This is a genomic window from Neorhizobium vignae (genome assembly GCF_000732195.1).
In the GTDB taxonomy this organism is placed as follows: Bacteria; Pseudomonadota; Alphaproteobacteria; order Rhizobiales; family Rhizobiaceae; genus Neorhizobium; species Neorhizobium vignae.
Genome location: NZ_JNNU01000003.1, coordinates 93,828 through 109,991 on the forward strand (window position 1 = coordinate 93,828; position 16,164 = coordinate 109,991).

Annotated in this window: 15 protein-coding genes; 5 read left to right on the plus strand and 10 right to left on the minus strand. The window is 60.8% G+C overall.

Translation table 11 applies throughout. From position 1 onward, the window contains the following. Positions 1 to 265 precede the first annotated feature (265 nt). Positions 266 to 1,246: an AraC family transcriptional regulator gene (locus GQ59_RS05075; protein WP_037078424.1), complete on the plus strand. Its 981-nt coding sequence runs from the start codon at positions 266 to 268 to the stop codon at positions 1,244 to 1,246. Positions 1,247 to 1,305: 59 nt separating this feature from the next. Continuing rightward, positions 1,306 to 2,514 (plus strand): MFS transporter, encoded by a 1,209-nt coding sequence (locus GQ59_RS05080; protein ID WP_037078425.1) that lies wholly within the window; start codon positions 1,306 to 1,308, stop codon positions 2,512 to 2,514. Positions 2,515 to 2,849: 335 nt separating this feature from the next. Here GQ59_RS05080 and GQ59_RS05085 read toward each other — a convergent pair whose 3' ends face one another. Further along, complete coding sequence (locus tag GQ59_RS05085) at positions 2,850 to 3,797, minus strand: helix-turn-helix domain-containing protein (RefSeq protein WP_037078427.1); 948 nt, start codon at positions 3,795 to 3,797, stop codon at positions 2,850 to 2,852. Between the two features lie 165 nt (positions 3,798 to 3,962). Between GQ59_RS05085 and GQ59_RS05090 the strand changes: the two genes are divergently transcribed. The 3 genes from GQ59_RS05090 to GQ59_RS05100 all read left to right on the plus strand — a co-directional run bounded on the left by GQ59_RS05090 (position 3,963) and on the right by GQ59_RS05100 (position 6,972). Further along, a complete protein-coding gene (locus tag GQ59_RS05090; protein ID WP_244447906.1) occupies positions 3,963 to 5,513 on the plus strand; it encodes a carboxylesterase/lipase family protein in 1,551 nt (516 codons plus the stop codon). 68 nt (positions 5,514 to 5,581) lie between these two features. Continuing rightward, positions 5,582 to 5,974, plus strand: coding sequence for a DUF2541 family protein (locus GQ59_RS05095; RefSeq protein WP_037078430.1), 393 nt, complete (start codon positions 5,582 to 5,584; stop codon positions 5,972 to 5,974). 365 nt (positions 5,975 to 6,339) lie between these two features. Beyond that, positions 6,340 to 6,972 (plus strand): tyrosine-type recombinase/integrase, encoded by a 633-nt coding sequence (locus GQ59_RS05100; RefSeq protein ID WP_037078431.1) that lies wholly within the window; start codon positions 6,340 to 6,342, stop codon positions 6,970 to 6,972. Between the two features lie 185 nt (positions 6,973 to 7,157). Here GQ59_RS05100 and GQ59_RS05105 read toward each other — a convergent pair whose 3' ends face one another. The 9 genes from GQ59_RS05105 to GQ59_RS05145 all read right to left on the minus strand — a co-directional run bounded on the left by GQ59_RS05105 (position 7,158) and on the right by GQ59_RS05145 (position 16,163). Beyond that, positions 7,158 to 7,973, minus strand: coding sequence for an inositol monophosphatase family protein (locus tag GQ59_RS05105; protein WP_167336292.1), 816 nt, complete (start codon positions 7,971 to 7,973; stop codon positions 7,158 to 7,160). A gap of 1 nt (position 7,974) precedes the next feature. Further along, complete coding sequence (locus GQ59_RS05110; RefSeq protein WP_037078437.1) at positions 7,975 to 8,775, minus strand: glycerophosphodiester phosphodiesterase; 801 nt, start codon at positions 8,773 to 8,775, stop codon at positions 7,975 to 7,977. A gap of 18 nt (positions 8,776 to 8,793) precedes the next feature. Beyond that, a complete protein-coding gene (locus GQ59_RS05115; RefSeq protein WP_037078439.1) occupies positions 8,794 to 9,660 on the minus strand; it encodes an ABC transporter permease in 867 nt (288 codons plus the stop codon). A gap of 1 nt (position 9,661) precedes the next feature. After that, positions 9,662 to 10,579 (minus strand): ABC transporter permease, encoded by a 918-nt coding sequence (locus tag GQ59_RS05120; protein WP_037078442.1) that lies wholly within the window; start codon positions 10,577 to 10,579, stop codon positions 9,662 to 9,664. After that, entirely contained in the window at positions 10,579 to 11,595 is a 1,017-nt protein-coding gene (locus GQ59_RS05125; protein ID WP_051903800.1) for an oligopeptide/dipeptide ABC transporter ATP-binding protein, read from the minus strand. The genes GQ59_RS05120 and GQ59_RS05125 overlap by 1 nt, the downstream gene beginning before the upstream one ends. Beyond that, the gene (locus GQ59_RS05130) at positions 11,592 to 12,539 is read right to left on the minus strand and encodes an ABC transporter ATP-binding protein (RefSeq protein WP_037078444.1); all 948 of its coding nucleotides are present in this window, start codon (positions 12,537 to 12,539) and stop codon (positions 11,592 to 11,594) included. The genes GQ59_RS05125 and GQ59_RS05130 overlap by 4 nt, the downstream gene beginning before the upstream one ends. 61 nt (positions 12,540 to 12,600) lie before the next feature. Further along, positions 12,601 to 14,166, minus strand: coding sequence for an ABC transporter substrate-binding protein (locus GQ59_RS05135; RefSeq protein WP_037078447.1), 1,566 nt, complete (start codon positions 14,164 to 14,166; stop codon positions 12,601 to 12,603). A 48-nt stretch (positions 14,167 to 14,214) separates the two neighbouring features. After that, a complete protein-coding gene (locus GQ59_RS05140; RefSeq protein WP_037078448.1) occupies positions 14,215 to 14,988 on the minus strand; it encodes a DeoR/GlpR family DNA-binding transcription regulator in 774 nt (257 codons plus the stop codon). Positions 14,989 to 15,692: 704 nt separating this feature from the next. Then, positions 15,693 to 16,163, minus strand: coding sequence for a nuclear transport factor 2 family protein (locus GQ59_RS05145; protein ID WP_037079115.1), 471 nt, complete (start codon positions 16,161 to 16,163; stop codon positions 15,693 to 15,695). Position 16,164 lies beyond the last annotated feature (1 nt).

Consider the following 16,164-nt stretch of genomic DNA (forward strand, 5'->3'; position numbering starts at 1 on the left):
GGCTTAGCTTGGAAGCCGGGTGTTTTGGCCATCAAACGACGAATCTTGCGACAGGTACGCGCCTTCACCTCGGTCATGGAGGCAGTCGTTGCAGCTGCCCGAAAGCGGCCATAGCTGGTGACGATACCCGTGCGGCAATACGCGTCATCGACTTCAATTCGGGCAAAGCCGACGCGGAGCTGCGCCCGCCATTGATGACCTCAAAGCCGGCTCTGACACCGATGCCTTACTTGAAGTCCGGACGGTCGGCATATAAATTATCCCAATGCTTGATCGTTCATCCCAGTCCCCGACGCAAGTTCCTACGGATGCACTAAGCGAAGTTCTACAGGACTTTCGCCTGAGTGGAGTCAACTACGGCCGCTGCGAGCTACGTCATCCATGGAGCATCGCCTTTGCGCAGCAACAGCTGCTTCGCTTTCATTTCGTCAGTGAGGGGCCATGCTGGATCCATACCGAAGCCCAAGGATGGCAGGAGTTGCAAGACGGAGATTTGGTGTTGTTGCCACAAGGTGTCGAACACCGACTGGCCAGTAAGCCCGATGTTGTAGGGGACTCGCTTAAGAGCTGCCAGGTCACCAAGTTGGGGGGCAATGTCTGCGAAGTGGTGCAGGAAGGAACAGGAGCGACGAGCACCTTGTTCTGCGGTTCCATGGCTTTGGGTGCGAATGCCCTCAACCCGTTGATCGCTCTGATGCCACCGATCATCAAGGGTTGTGATGTTGCTGGCAATGATCCGATCGTCGGCCCCCTCCTCGCCGCCATGACGGCAGAGGCGTCGCAGCCCCAGATAGGCAGCGCCACGGTCTTGTCACGCATGGCGGACGTACTCGTCGCGCGGCTTATTCGCTGCTGGGTCAATTGCAGCGGAGCCTCGACCAGCGGCTGGCTCGCCGCGATCCGTGATCCTCATATCGGTCGTGCGCTGGCAGCCATGCACCGAGATCCCGGCCATGACTGGACGCTTGAGACCCTTGCCGGCGTGGCAGGTCAATCGCGCTCGATCTTCGCGGAACGCTTCAGCGCCATCTTAGGGGAGGGCGCGGCACGGTATCTCGCCCGTCTGCGCATGCAGCTTGCACGAGAGTTGCTCGGTCAAAACATGTCGGTTGCCGAGGTCGCTTCTCAATTGGGCTATGAATCCGAAGCTTCTTTCGCGCGCGCCTTCAAGCGCATCACCAGCGTTTCACCTGGCGTTGTGCGTCGCACCATTTCCGGACGAACGGACATGGAATTCGGACTTTAGGACACATATCATCCTGGAAGACTCCGCTATTAAGACCTCCAAACCTTGGAGGTAATTCAATGACGGACACAACATCACAGCTTGACGGCCCCGCGATTGGTCTCGATTCTACCGTCCCGAGTACATGGAGCCCTACGACCTGGTTTGCCGTTATTTCAATGGCAGCCACAAGCTTTGCGCTGGTATCCGCTGAATTCCTGCCGGCAGGTCTGTTGACGCCAATGGCGCGTGACCTAGGCGTCAGCGAGGGAACCGCCGGTCAGGTTGTCACCGCCACCGCGTCTGTTGGCGCGGTGACGGCCTTGTTGAGCAATGTTCTCATCGGCAAACTGAACCGGAAGACTGTCCTGGTTGGCCTAAGTGCCTTGGCTATTGGTTCCAATCTCGTGGCCGCGCTCGCGACGGATTTTTGGTTATTGTTGTTGGGCCGAGCCGGGCTGGGGATCGCGCTCAGTGGTTTCTGGGCGCTTTCAGTTGCCGTCGTGGCCAGATTGGTTGGCACCAATGCGACAGGTCGAGGCATGGCTATAGTCACCCTCGGCGTCTCTCTTGCCACCATAGCTGCACCATCTATGGGTGCTTTGATCAGCGATTGGCTCGGCTGGCGTGCCGCCACGGCCATGACTGCAGGGCTCGCAGCGATTGCGATGCTGCTCCAGATACTCAGCTTGCCGACACTACCCGCAAGCACGAGCAATAGTCTTTCCGACGTCTTCCGGCTGACGAAACGGCGCACTGTTCAACTGGGAATGCTTGCCATCCTCTTGCTGATGACGGGACATTTTGCCGGCTCGGTCTACGTGCGACCCTTCCTTGAACAAGTGACGCTCCTTGGCACCGGGCCGATTGCCTTGGCGCTCCTCGGGTTTGGCATCGCCGCTGTGATCGGCAATGTCGCCGGCGGCCGACTGGCAGACGCAAATATCCGCATGGCGCTTGCTGTTACCGGCGTATTGATGGCGTTTTCGGCGCTTGCTCTCGTCCTCTGGGGTGCACATAGCGGCATCGCGTTTGCCCTGGTTACAGTTTGGGGTTTCGCCTTTGGGATGGCTCCGGTGGTCCTGCCTACCAACTTGTCCCGGGGCGCAGCGGACGCCTTGGAGGCTGCTGGCAGCCTGATGGTCGTTTCGTTCCAAGTCGCCATCAGCATAGGTGCGCTGTTCGGCGGCTATGTGGTCGATCACTATGGTGCCTCAGCGCCATTGACATTTACAGCCGTCTTAGCGGCATCGACTATCGTTCTGGCGTTGCTTCAGCCCCGCAGCTGACTCTTGGAGCTCCGGCCGAGGTGAGAAGAAGAGGCGAGGTCTCAAGTGGCCGGAGTGCCGGGTGACGCTAAATCCGTGACATGGCGGTGCTTTTCTCGCTCCGGCGAGGAAGCACCGCCCGGTCGCCGATGACCGCGACAACAACAATCTCGATTGAGCGGCGCGTAAGATCGGTGCTCACGACTAGCACGGCAGGTCTGCGCCTCCATTTCGGTCATTCAGTCTTTCTGCACCTTGCGTCGCAAGCTGCCGTTGATGCGGATGAGCGAGTCTCCTTTCGGACGAAGGTCATCCGCTACCTGACGTGGGAACGTTCTGAAGCAAATGCCCGCCCGTCACACTCTCCGCCGGAGTGTCTCGGATGGCCGCTCGCCATAGGTCTGGCGGTAGATGCCGGCGAAGCGTCCGAGCTCCCAGAAGCCATGGTCCAGAGCGACGTCGGACACTTTCGTCGCAGCCGGATCGCATTGCAGGAGGGTTCGCCGGACGGCATGCAGCCTATAACGCATCAGATAATGCGCGGGGCCGATACCAAGCGTCTCATGAAAGGCTCTTTGAACGCTTCTGAGAGGAAGCCCCAGCGCTCGGCACAAATCGACGACATGCACCGTCTCGGGAGGCTCGTTGTCGAGCCAAGCCTCTGCTCGACGGACAATTGTGGCCCTCGTTTCGCGAGCAAAGTCTCCATGCTCGGGGAGACCATAGGCCGCAACAAGAAGATAGGGATAGGCAAGCGCCCGTTTGAGTAGCTCAGCGCGCGCCTTGCCGTCAAAATTTTCCGGGCGAAATGCAGCTCGCGACAAGCTGGCCAATGCGGCGCATGCCAGTTCCGCCACCGGCGCGGGCGCGCGCAGAAGCGCGCTGCTTTCAAGCAACAGATCGCCACCCGCCACGCCTTCGGCAATGCGGGCGAGTTCAGCCGGCTCCATCGAGAGCGCCGAATATTCGAAAGTGCCTCTCATGCTACCGAAATTTTCGCGCACTGGCTGGTGCAGCGTTAGGTCGCCGGCCATCCCCTCGACACACTCATAGTACGCGGAGCTATCCCGTCCGTAGTGCATGCCGAGGAGTACATGATCGGTGTGCGTCGTGCCACGAAACCGATGATCCGACACGAACTTGCCGGAGGTGAAGCTGAAGTCTCCGGCTACCAGTGTTTTGGTCTCCCCCCAGATCGGGCCGGCACGCAGCGGTATGAGCTCAAGGTCGACGCCGCGCAACTGGCCGCATAGCTCGTCGAAACTTCCAAAGGTATTTCCAAATGTAAGGACTTGATCTTGCATGAGGACCTCCCCGATCCATGCTGATTGATCCAAGCGGCATTGCACTTTACCAGAGTTTCTCCCTTGGCGCGAATTGCATAGTTGCACCCAATTAGGTGGCGTATCCTTGCAAAGACAGCACGGCGCGGTCCATCGCCCCGCGCAACAACGAGGGAGGAGGAGATGATGTCGGTTTGGAAGGGTCTGTTGCTTGCGCATGTCTTCATGCTCTGTGCCGGCATGGTACAATCTGTGGTCGCTGATCCGCTACCAATCGAGATCGAAGGAGGTACCGTACAAGGCTTCACCCAAGGAAAGGTCGACGTGTGGCAGGGAATCCCTTATGCCGCGCCCCCGGTTGGCGATTTGCGCTGGCGGGCGCCGCAGCCTGTGGAGGCTTGGCGCAGGACCCTTGTTGCAGACAGCTATGGCCCGTCCTGCGTCCAACCCGACATCGAGTTCGTGTCGGAGGACTGTCTTACCGTAAACGTGTTCCGGCCGGCCGATGCAGCCGGACCGCTGCCGGTCATGGTCTGGATTCACGGCGGTGCCATGGTGCGTGGCGGCGCAAACATCTACCCGATGCAGGCTGTCACCGCGCAGGGCGTGGTCGCCGTCAGCATCAATTACCGCCTCGGCAGGCTTGGATTCTTCGCCCACCCGGCGCTCGCAGTCGAAGGCGAACCGCGCGGCAACTATGGCTACCTCGACCAGCTTGCCGCCCTCAAATGGGTCCAACGCAACATCGCGGCATTTGGAGGCGACCCGAATAGCGTGACGATCTTCGGCGAATCCGCCGGCGGCGGGTCGGTGTTTGCACAGCTCGTCTCGCCGATGTCGCGCAGCCTGTTCGCGCGCGCCATTCTTCAATCGCCCGGCACGCCCGGCGCCCGGCCGTCGGAGATTCCGAGTTCGACCCTGGAGGAAGCCGAACAGGTCGCGGTCGACTACGCGAAACTGCTCGGTATCGAAGGTGCCGACGAGGGTGCGGCGCGCAAGCTGCGCAGGCTCTCGGCTCAAACGCTCGTCGCCGGCGCCAGCGGTGAGGAGGTGCTTGCTGCGCTCAGCGACAGGACAGTGGTTCCGGGCATGGCGATGTCGATCATCGACGGCGAATTCCTGACGGAGACTGTCGAGTCCGCTGTGGAGAACGGCAATTGGGCCAAGGTGCCGATCATGATCGGCGCCAACAGCCGCGACCTCGGCCTCGGTGCCGATCCGACGAAGGAAGCCGTCTTCGCTCAGCTCGGATCATTTGCCGAACAGGCGAAGGCTGTCTACGATCCAGACGGAACGGTCGACCTCGATGAGCTGAAGGTCCAGGTCTACATGGACATGACCATGGTCGAGCCGGCGCAGCATGCGGCGGACCTGGCCGCCGCCGCGGGTCAGCCGACATGGCTCTACCGCTTCTCCTACGTCTCCACCGTGCAGAGGTCGAAGTTGCCGGGAACGCCGCACGGCATGGAGATTCCATTCACGCTGAATGTTCCCGCGGCGGTGATCGGGGCGGCCAATGTCACCGACGAGGACCTCGCGATGGGAGCAGCGGCCAGCGGCTACTGGGTCAACTTTGCCAAGACGGGCGATCCCAACGGCAAGGGCCTGCCCGAGTGGCCGGCGCATCGGGTCGGATCGACGCAGATCCTCAACTTCACCAACGAGGGTGTTGTGCTGATGGACGACCCGAGGGCGGCGAGCCTCGCTGTCTGGAAGCAGTTCCAGGATGCGCGCTGATCGAATGCCTCGGCGCCGCTCGGCGTAGTTGGGCGGCTATGGCTTTAGCTGCAAGGAAGGAGTGGGAAATGCGCAGACGCAAATTGCTGATCGGCCTTGCCGCGATCGCAAGCGGATGGACCACTTTTGCAACGGCCGATGCCTGGACGTTTCTTGGTAGGCGCAAGGTGCGCTGGGCCGCCGATCACGACGTCATCCACGTCGGAGCACAAGAGGCGCGCTTCGACCACATCCTGATCAAGGTCGAAGGCAACGGCATTTACATCTTCGACCTCGACGTCCGCTATAGCAACGGGGCTCCCGACCACATCCCGATGGGCCTGCACATTCCCCAGGGCGGCCAGAGCCGGGTGATCAACCTGCGAGGCGGCGACCGCAACATCCGCAATGTCAGTTTCACCTATCGCCGTCCTGGCGACTTCGACGGCCCTGCCACGGTCGAGTTGTGGGGCCAGCAATAATCGAGGGGCCACACTCTGAGATGAAGCCTTTTCAAACTGAGGCTGCGGGGCAACGGGATCTCCAACACTGCAGGCGCTTCATCGAAACGCGACTTAGCCGAAGGTCAATTTCGTGCGGCGGATCAGCAGGCTGGCTAAGGCCGCCGCAGGTGCCCGCAGTCGCCTCGACGTAAAAAATATCGCAGCGATCATTGGGCGTATCAGCGAAGCCATAGTCCGCACCGACAACTGAAACGAGGGCGCCGGGCTGAACGGACGCTTGCCGCTACTTCGCCCCGATAGCGGACCGACGGCTGTCGGCCCCCTGCAAACCCAGATTTTGCGCGTTTTTCCTATGGCCAATGGTTGGCCTGAGGAGAACTTAAATGGGTATTGCACAATATGATCCTGCCGCGTTGGGCAGACCGGCATGGAACGCCGGCCGACAAGTGGGCGTGAAGAAGCCGCTAAAGCAGCGCCAAATCTGGGCGGTCCGCTTCTTCCTAGACCGAGAGGGGCGAATGAGAGACCGCGCGCTGTTCGATCTCGCCATCGACAGCAAGCTCCGAGGCTGCGATCTCGTTAAGATCAAAATTGGGACCCTCGTCACATGCCAGGAAATTCGTACTCGTGCCATGGTCGTTCAGCAGAAAACTGGACGTCCAGTTCAGTTCGAGATTACGTCCGAGGTCAGGGCAAGCCTGCTTGCCTGGCTTCAGCGTAGGGGAGGAACTGTCGATGACTACGCGTTTCCCAGTCGAGTCGATCACGCCGATCACCTCAGCACTCGACAATATGCCCGGTTGGTTGACGAGTGGGTGACGGCCATTGGGCTGAGGCGTGAGGACTACGGAACACATTCGCTTCGACGCACGAAGGCTGCAATGATTTACAAGGCGACAGGCAATCTTCGTGCGATCCAGATTCTGCTCGGACACACCAAGATCGAGAACACGGTCCGGTACCTCGGGGTCGACATAGAGGATGCGCTGGAACTGGCGGAGCATACAGAGATCTGAGAATGTGCGGCCTCGCGCCAAGCGGGGCCGCGCGTCGGCAGAAAGCAGCTAAGCGCCTCCATGTCCGTCGTACAGCCCGCGCTGGCGCCTTCCTGGAAGCAGACATCGACTCGCAGCGAGCCGGCCGAGCCTGGAAGCTGAGTTCAACACGATGGACGACCACCTCGACTGAGGTTTGGCAGGTATCAGGACTTGGCGAACAAGGTCTCGCCAAGCGGGCGCACCTTGTCCAGGAACGCTTCGCTTCCACAAGCGAAGCGAAGCTTGGAGGTCAGCTCTGTGTGATCCCAGTCGATCGTGTGGGCGACGCCGAGATTGGCGAGGATCGGGAGTGCGGCCATGACATCCCATGTCGAGTCCCCCAACGACAGATATCCGTCTGTCTCGCCCATCGCCACTTCGATCAGCGACATGGTGGCAGACCCGCAAAGCCGGAAATTGATGCCGAGATCATCCGAGATGAAGCGGATGGCTTCGAGCCGGTCGGCAGTTGAAACTGTAGGGTGGAAACTGAACCCCGTTGATGCCCGCGACAAGTCGAAGGGCGGCAGCGGCTTCATCACCTGTCCATTGAGGCGTGTTGGCACCGTATCACCCCCGACAAGGGTTAGGCCGCAAACTGGTGCATGGATCACCCCGAACACCGGTCGCCGGTTCTGGTAAAGCCCGATCGAGACCGCCCAGTTCTGGCCACCGCGCACGAAATTGAAGGTCCCGTCGATCGGGTCGATGACCCAGATACGGCCCGACGTTCCGGGGACATCGCCACCTTCCTCGCCGAAAACACCGTCGTCCGGGAAGGCATCCAACAGACGGGCGATCAGAAGTTCCTCCACCTGCCGGTCTGCCTCGGTGACGAGGTCGAGGTGTCCCTTGCTCTCAACAGGAAGATCGGCCAGCGATCGGAAGTGGCTCAGCGCCAATTCTCCGGCCTCCCTCGCGATGCTTTCGACGACGACCTCGACCGAGCGCGACGGCAGAGCGGTCTTGTGGATGTGAATGTCAGCCACGGGCGCGGTTCCTCAACCGGGCCATCTGGGCGACGTCGTCGCCCATCAACTGATCCAGCTCACCCTCGCGAACCCACCGGACGACCTGGTCTTCGACATCAACCCCGTATTTCATCATCTTCTCGTGGTGGCCGCCGGGGAGATAGGTGAAGACGGCAATGCCTTCGTCGTGAAGCTGGCGGGATTCGCCGCTGGCGAAATGGTAGATCTCGATATTCATCGCATCGAGCTTGGCCTGACGGGCAAGCGCCGCTGGGTCGATCAGTCGCGAATGCATGAGGCCGACAGTCGGCACCTCGGGAATTGCTTCCTTTGCGGCTTTCAACTGGACAAAGTCGAAGGAGGAGAACTGCAGAAGGTCAGCGCAATCCATCTCGTCGATCAGGGCACGCAGCTTGGGAATTATCACCTCGTTTCGGTCATAGATCTTGAGTTCGAGCTGATAGAGGATTCCAAGTTCGCGGCCGAGTTCCAGTGCCTCGCGCAGCGACGGCACGCGCTCGCAGGCGAATTCAGGACTAAACCAACTGCCGGCATCGAGTTTGGAAAGGTCCGCATAAGTCATCGTCTGCACGATGCCATGGCCGTCGGTGGTGCGATCGACGGTCTTGTCGTGCATGAGAACCAGCTCTCCGTCCGCCGTCATGCTGAGATCGGTCTCGCAGGTGGCGAGCGGTCCGCCATGGTCGAAGGCCTTGCGAAAGGCAGCGAGCGTGTTTTCCGGAGCGCCGGCGCTGTGGCCACGGTGGCCACCGACGCGCAGGGTCTCGAGGTTCATTCTAAGCGGGTTCATATCTTTTCTTTCTTTAATTCAACGGAGGCGGGCGTCGAAACGATCGCGCAGATAGTCTCCGAGCAGACTGATGGAGAGTGTGGTGAGCACGATAACGACCCCCGGAAAGGCGGCGATCCACCAGGCGATCGCCAGATAAGTGCGACCATCCGCGACCATCAGGCCGAGACTGGTTGCAGGCGGCTGAATGCCGAGGCCGAGAAAGCTCAACCCGCTTTCGAGCAGGATGATCTCCGGGAAGTTAACGGTAAACTGCACGATCAGCGGCCCGGCGATGTTGGGCAGCATGTGACGGAAGTAGATCCGCTTGGCGGGGACGCCGACGATACGGGCGGCTTCCGCATAGCCTTCTTCCCGTGCGCTGATGACCAGGCCGCGCGTCAGCCGCGCGTAGCGTTCCCAGTTCTGGAAGCCCACCAGGAAGACGAACAGGAGTGGGCTGGAGCCGAACATCGCAAGCACGCCGAGCGCGATGATGATGAACGGCACCGAAGCCATCGCATCGGCAAACCCCATCAGGACGTTGTCGACCCATCCGCCAAAGTGGGCGGCCAGCAGACCAAGCGTGGTGCCGATCAAAGCGCAGACGACCGAACCGACAAGTGCAATCATCAGGGTCGTCTGGGTGGCCACCAGCACATTACTCAACACATCGCGGCCAAGATAGTCCGAACCCAGCAGATGGCTTGCCGACGCAAAGGGCCAGGCGAAACGCGACAGCGGATTTTGCGCGAGATAGTCGAACGGCGACATCCAGCGCGCCGTAACACCGATGACGCCAACGATGCAGATCCACAGGCAACACAGACCGACGCTGGCCGGCAGGCCGCGAAACGGAGCTCGCAAGGATCCGCGGATCGTGCGGGATGAAGTCACGACCGTCATGTCATTGCTTCCTGATCTTCGGATTGAGGACGACGTAGAGAACATCCACAGTAAGGTTGATGACGACCATGAAGGCTGTGAACAGCAGGACCATCGCCTGTGCCACCGGCAGGTCACCGGTACTTGTCGCGTTGACGAAGCCGGTCCCGAGCCCCGGCCAGGCAAACACGGGTTCCACCAGCACGGCACCGCCGAGAAGGCCGCCGGCAACGAAACCGAGCGTCGTCACCATCGGGATCGCGGCATTAGGCAAGGCATGGCGCAGAATGATCTCGATGTTCGGGACCCCGTCCGCACGCGCCGCCGCGATGTAAGGCTGCCCCAGCACATCGATCAGGGTTGACCGCATGAAGCGGGCGACAGCGGCGGCGTTGTAGAGGGCGAAGGTCGCTACCGGCAGGATCGCATGCCTCCATGTCGAGCTGCCGGAACTTGGCAGCACGCGCAGCCAGACCGCGAACGCAAAGATGAAGACGAGGCCGAGCAGGAAGTTGGGAATGCTGTAGCCAAGCACGGCGCCGGCCATCACGCCCTTGTCGACGGCAGACTCCCGGTGCATTGCCGCGATGATGCCTGCCGGAATACCGATCAGCAGGCTGAGGATAAATGCAGGCACCGTCAGCGCGAACGTCTTGGGGATCCGCTCGCTCACGACCGTGAAGACTTCACGGCCATCCGCAAAGGAGATGCCGAAGTCGCCACGCAGCGCGTTCGCGACATAGAACAGGTATTGTTCGAAGATCGATCGATCCAGGCCCCACTTGGCGTTGAAAGCGGCAAGAGCTTCGGGGCTGGTGCTGTCGGACAGCATCTGCTGGGCAGGATCACCGCTCAGGCGCAGCACGATAAAGACCAGCGTAACCGTGAAGATCAGCACGAGTATCGCCCTGAAGGTCCGGGCAAGGATGAACCCGACCATCACGCCAACTCCTTCCGTGGTGGCGCAGCGGCCTGCGGTTTCATCGGCCCGGCGAATTCCTCCGACCGGTGGCACGCTGCCCGTTGCGCGCCGAACGCCCGGAGCAGTGGCGTCTCTATGGTGCATCTGTCGATGGCGAAAGGACAGCGGGAGCGGAAAGCGCAGCCCTGCGAGACCTTGTCCGGGTCCAGTTCGCCCTTGATCGGCGGCTCGATATTTCGGATCGAGGGGTCAATCGTCGGGACAGAGGCGAGCAGAGCGCGGGTATAGGGATGACGCGGCTGCTCGTAGACAGCCCTGATGTCGCCGGTCTCGATGACCCGGCCAAGATACATGACTGCGATGCGATCGACGAGATGGCGCACGATCCGCAGATCATGGGTGATGAAGACATAGGCGAGATCCCGCTCCTGCCAGAGCGATCGCAGCAGGGCCACGACTTGGGCCTGAACGGAAACATCAAGCGCTGAGACCGCCTCGTCGAACACGACCAGCTTCGGGTCGAGGATCAGCGCGCGGGCAATGACGACACGCTGGCGCTGTCCACCAGACATCTGGTGCGGGAAGCGGGTCATCATGGCGCTGGACAGGCCGACGCGCTCCAGCATCGCGGCCGTGCGCTCCTGGGCGGCCGCTTTGCTGGCGGCCCGGTGGACCAGCAGTCCCTCGGCGACCTGTTCGCCGATCGTCATCTGCGGATTGAGGGCCGCAAGCGGGTTCTGTTGCACGAGCGATGTGCGCTTGCGGAAGGCTATCCAGTCCTGAGAACTCCGGTCGTCGTGATCGACACCCTCGAAGCAGACGGTGCCCCGAGTCGGCGAGGTAAGGCCGAGAAGGAGCCGGCCGAGGGTGGATTTTCCGCTCCCCGATTCACCGACGATACCGATGCGTTCGCGGGCCATGAGGTCGAAGCTGATGGAATCGGCCGCGAGCTGGCTGGTCGGTCTGGCGAAGACACCGGTCTTATGATGGTAGGCCTTGGTCAGATCGCGGGCGCGGAGCAGAGGCGCGGTCATGCCGCCACCGGATGGTAGCACGAGGCCTCGTGAACGCGACCGATCGCAGACGGTGAAGGAAAGAGGGCGGTGCATTCGCCCGTTGCGCGCGAGCAGCGGGGATGGAAATGACATCCCTTCGGCAGGCTGTCGAGGAGCGGAACGGAGCCAGGGATGGGAACGGGCGGCTCGAGATCGGCGGGGTCGATGCTCGGCATGCAATCGATCAGCGCCCGCGCGTAAGGATGTGCCGGGCGCTGCAGCAGGTCGGCTACCGGCGCGGTCTCGACGACCTTGCCGCAATACATGACTGCCGCATGGTCCGCGAGGCGGGCGATGACGCCAAGATCATGGGAGACGATGATCAGCGCCATGCCGGTCTCGGCCTTCAGTTCTTCCAGCAGATGGAGGATCTGGGCCTGCATGGTCACGTCGAGCGCCGTGGTGGGCTCGTCGGCGATCAACAACTGCGGCTTGGCGGCAAGGGCATGAGCAATCATCACGCGCTGGTTCATGCCGCCGGAAAACTGATGCGGATAGGCCCGCAGCCGGGATTTGGCGCGGTCAATACCGACCCGTTCCAGCAGGCGCATGGCCTCGAGCCGGGCGTCGTTCCCCTTCAGGCCCTGATTGCGGTAGAGCGCGGATTCGAGGTAATAGCCGATCGTATGGACCGGGTTGAGACTGCTGGTCGGATCCTGGAAGATCATCGCAATCGTCGGATCGGCGGCCCTGCCGGATTTGCTCGGATCGCGTTCAAACTCGATACTGCCGCCGGTGCGTTCGATACCGCGCGGCAGCATGTTGGCGACCGCATAACAGGTCATGCTCTTGCCGCAGCCGGACTCGCCGACCAGTCCGAGCGTCTGTCCGGCCTCTAGGGAAAAACTGATCCCATCGATAATCTTCATGCGGCGTGACGGGACCTCGACGACGAGATCGCGGACGGTCAACAGCTTTGACATAAGGTATTCTCCGCAGAGGCGGTGCGCAGGAATGCGCACCGCCAACGCATCGGGTTGTGTTTCAAGAGAAGCTCAGGTTGTTGCGGAATTCCATCATCTCGAAGCTGATTGGCTTCCATTGCACGTCCTTGCGGGCGGCGTAGACGTCGAACGGCTGGTAGAGAATAACGGCCGGCGCCTCCTCCTCGAAAATGTCGCGCAGGCGGTTGAAGGCGTCGAAGCGTTCCTTGCCGTCAGGCAGTTGCGCAACCTTCACGCACAGGTCGTTAAATTCCGCCGGTGCTTCCCAGCCCCAGCGCTTCTGAACGCCACGGCCCGGACCGAATTCGGAGACGATAGTCGTATAGGCATCGGTTAGCGACATGCCGTTCGACCAGTTGCGCATCATGACGTCGTCGTCCTTCGGATTTGCACCCGGAGCGTAGATCTTCGGCTCGACGGTGACGCCGATTGCCTTCCACATCTCGATCATCATCATCAGGGCGGGGATGGCATTGGCGTAGTAGTTGCCCATCGTGTGATAGGTGATCGGCGTACCGTCATAGCCGCTTTCCTTGACCAGTCGCCTGGCCTCCTCGACGTTGTATTCCAGGGCACGGCGATTGGGATCGAAGGTCTTGCCCATGTGTGGGAAGTTCATACCGGCGGGAATGGAGGCCTTGTTCTTCCAGAGCGCTTCGACCATCAGCGGGCGATTGACGGCGAGTGCAAGGGCGCGGCGCAGGGTCTTTGACTTGAACATCGGCTTGTTCATGTTGAACGTGAACATCTGGAAGTTCTCGATCAGCGTGCCGCGCGTCTCGATGTCTGAATAGCCGTCGATCAGCGCAATGTCGTCGGGCGTCAGCGTCGTGATGATGTCGTATTCACCGCTGATTAGGCCGGCGACGCGGGTCGCAGGCTCGGCAACCACCTGATAGGTGATCTTCGAGGCGGTGGGTTTCATGCCCCAGTAGGCGTCGTTGGCCTGGAGGACGACGCGGTCGTTGGCCACAAACTCGACGAACTTGTAGGGACCGGTTCCGATCGGCTTGTTGCCGAAGGCGACCGCGCCAAGGCTCTTGTAGTAATCCTTTGGCACGATGCGGCCAAGCCACGAGGCAAGGAAGCGCTCGATGAGGAAAGACGGCGTCTTGGTGCGCAGCACGACGGTATACTTGTCCTCGACGACCGGCTCATCCCAATCCGGCGAGAAAGCACGGCCGTTCGGGATGGTCTTGATCGCGGTGTCGCCCCAGAGTCGCTCTGACGAGAACGTGTAGGCAACGTCCTCGGCGGTCAGTTCCATGTCGTTGTGGAACTTGACGTTCTGGCGCAGCTTGAACCGGACGGACTTGTCGTCGATCCGCTGCCAGCTCTCGGCGAGCTGCGGAACAAGCTCGATGCCGCTGCCTGGCGCGCCATTGCCGAACCAGTCGCGAGTGATCAGCGTGTCGAAGATCTGGTTGACGATGCGGGGGCCGACATTGCTGATCGCGTTGATCGGCTCGAGCGAGGCCGGGACGCCGTTAACGCCGATCCTCAGCTCGCGCGTTTTTTGCGCAAAGGCAAACCTCAGGCTCGTGGTGGATGCCAGCGCCATGATGCTTGCGCCGATGAAGAGGTTTCTGCGATTGGTCTTGAGCATCTGTTGTCTCCTGCGTGGGACGATGCGGTTTAGGGAAAGTGGATGCGTCTAGTTCGCGATGACGAACTTCTTGCGCAGCTTTTCAGGGGCTGCGTCGATGATGGATTTCGCGCCTGCATCGGTGGCGATGACCCCGATGTCTTCGATCTTCGCGGTGACCGACAAGCTCGACTTGGTGAACTTCGAATGATCCGCCACAACGATCACACGCCTCGACACCTCGATCATGGCGCGCGCCACGCTCGCGTTGACCGGCGAGACCGTGCAGACCAGGCCTCGATCGATATCGATCGACGCGGCGTTGAGGATGAGCTTATCGACATTGAACTGACGGATGGCCTGCTCGGCCAAGGGGCCCCAGAAGGAACGGTTCGTTTCGGTGTATTCGCCGCCGATCGCGTAGATGTTGCGCCCCTCGACGCGCGCCAGCTCGGCGATGATATCGATCCCGTTCGAAATGCAGGTGAGGCCACGTCTATCCGCCAGCTTCTTGGCAACTTCCAGCGCCGTCGTGCCGGCGTCGAAGAGGACTGTATCGCCATCAGCGATCATGCCGGAGACAACGGAGGCGATGGCAACCTTCTCCGCCTGCTTCCAGACCAGACGCGCAGCATTGGTCGAATCCTGCGCGACCTGATTGAGCATGACCGCCCCGCCATGCGTCCGGCGCAACAACCCAGCCTCCTCCAGCTCCGCCAGGTCGCGTCGAGCCGTGGCGACCGAGATCGAAAACCGCTCCGTGAGGGTGCGGTTGTCGATGAAGTTATGCTCGCGCAGCAGATCGATGATCTGCGCCTGACGATCTTCGGCCTGAGTCAGCACGGGTGTTCTTCCCTGTCACCAATTGATAGATATCGCTCATCGTTTGAGCGATATCTATCGTTATTAGGTGACGTCCGTATGACTGTTTACGGTGTTTTGTCGGATTTAAATTTTGACCGAAGACGGTGCCATCATGATTTGCCTGAGTGATACCGCTCGCCGCTCGTCGTTGCGGCCATGTAGCATCAGCCACTCTCGACGTTCTGGGCGCAACCGAGCGGAAGGCTACATCTCCAGATGACACCACGTCCCTTTTGACGCTCAGGATGAAGCTATCAAGGCATCATCCTTGACCGCCTCGACGAGGAATCGAAGACTGTCCTGACGCAGAGCGGGATGTTCCTTCGAGGTGGATTAGACCACGTGGATGGGCAGTCGCGTCGGTGAAGCGCATAAAAGCATTCCTGACCGACATAGGGGCGCAAAGCGGAAATGATGTCCGTTTCGGGGACGACTGCAGACTGGCGTGTTTCAGCCCGACGTTTGCCGTAAGCCGACATTCTGCTCCCGGCCCCACAGCGGAAATGATTTCCGCTATGCGCCTTCATGTCAGTCATAGGAGACGTCATAATGCTTGCCTAAAGCAGACATCGCCCCGCGGCCGTGTCACGTCGCCTGCGCGTCCAGAGCGGTCATCCGCGTGCGAATGACGGCGGAAGCAAAAGCCCCACCGCCATTCCATTCGCGTCGTCTTCTTTGGAGACTTAGATCTCGGAGAGAACCGTCAGATCGCCGGTCCGCCATACATTGTCGACCGTATTGCGGGTGATGACCCAGACATCACCTGCCCGGATCAGCTCGACGTCGTAGCGGTTCTTCATCAGATAATGGCGCGAAGGATCACTGCGGGGAACGTGCTGGGCCTCCACGAGCACATCCATGCGCGCCGTGTCGCCGTCGATCGTCACACGCGGATTGCTGACGGAATGGGTTGTATCCAGCGTGCTGAGCGACGTCGAAAGGGCCGCGACGATGACATCCCGGCCTTCGATGACCGGATATTCGAACCCGGCCTTGGCGGCCGCCGGCCGGAAGTCTGAGACCGCGTTTTCTGCGAGTGACGACGATAGAAGCTCCTTGTCTCGGAGGTCGATACCAGCCGCGAAGCGATACAACGCTTCGACGACAGCCAGCTTGTCGGCGGCCTCCTGAGTGAGAGATGGCGAGACTGTCATG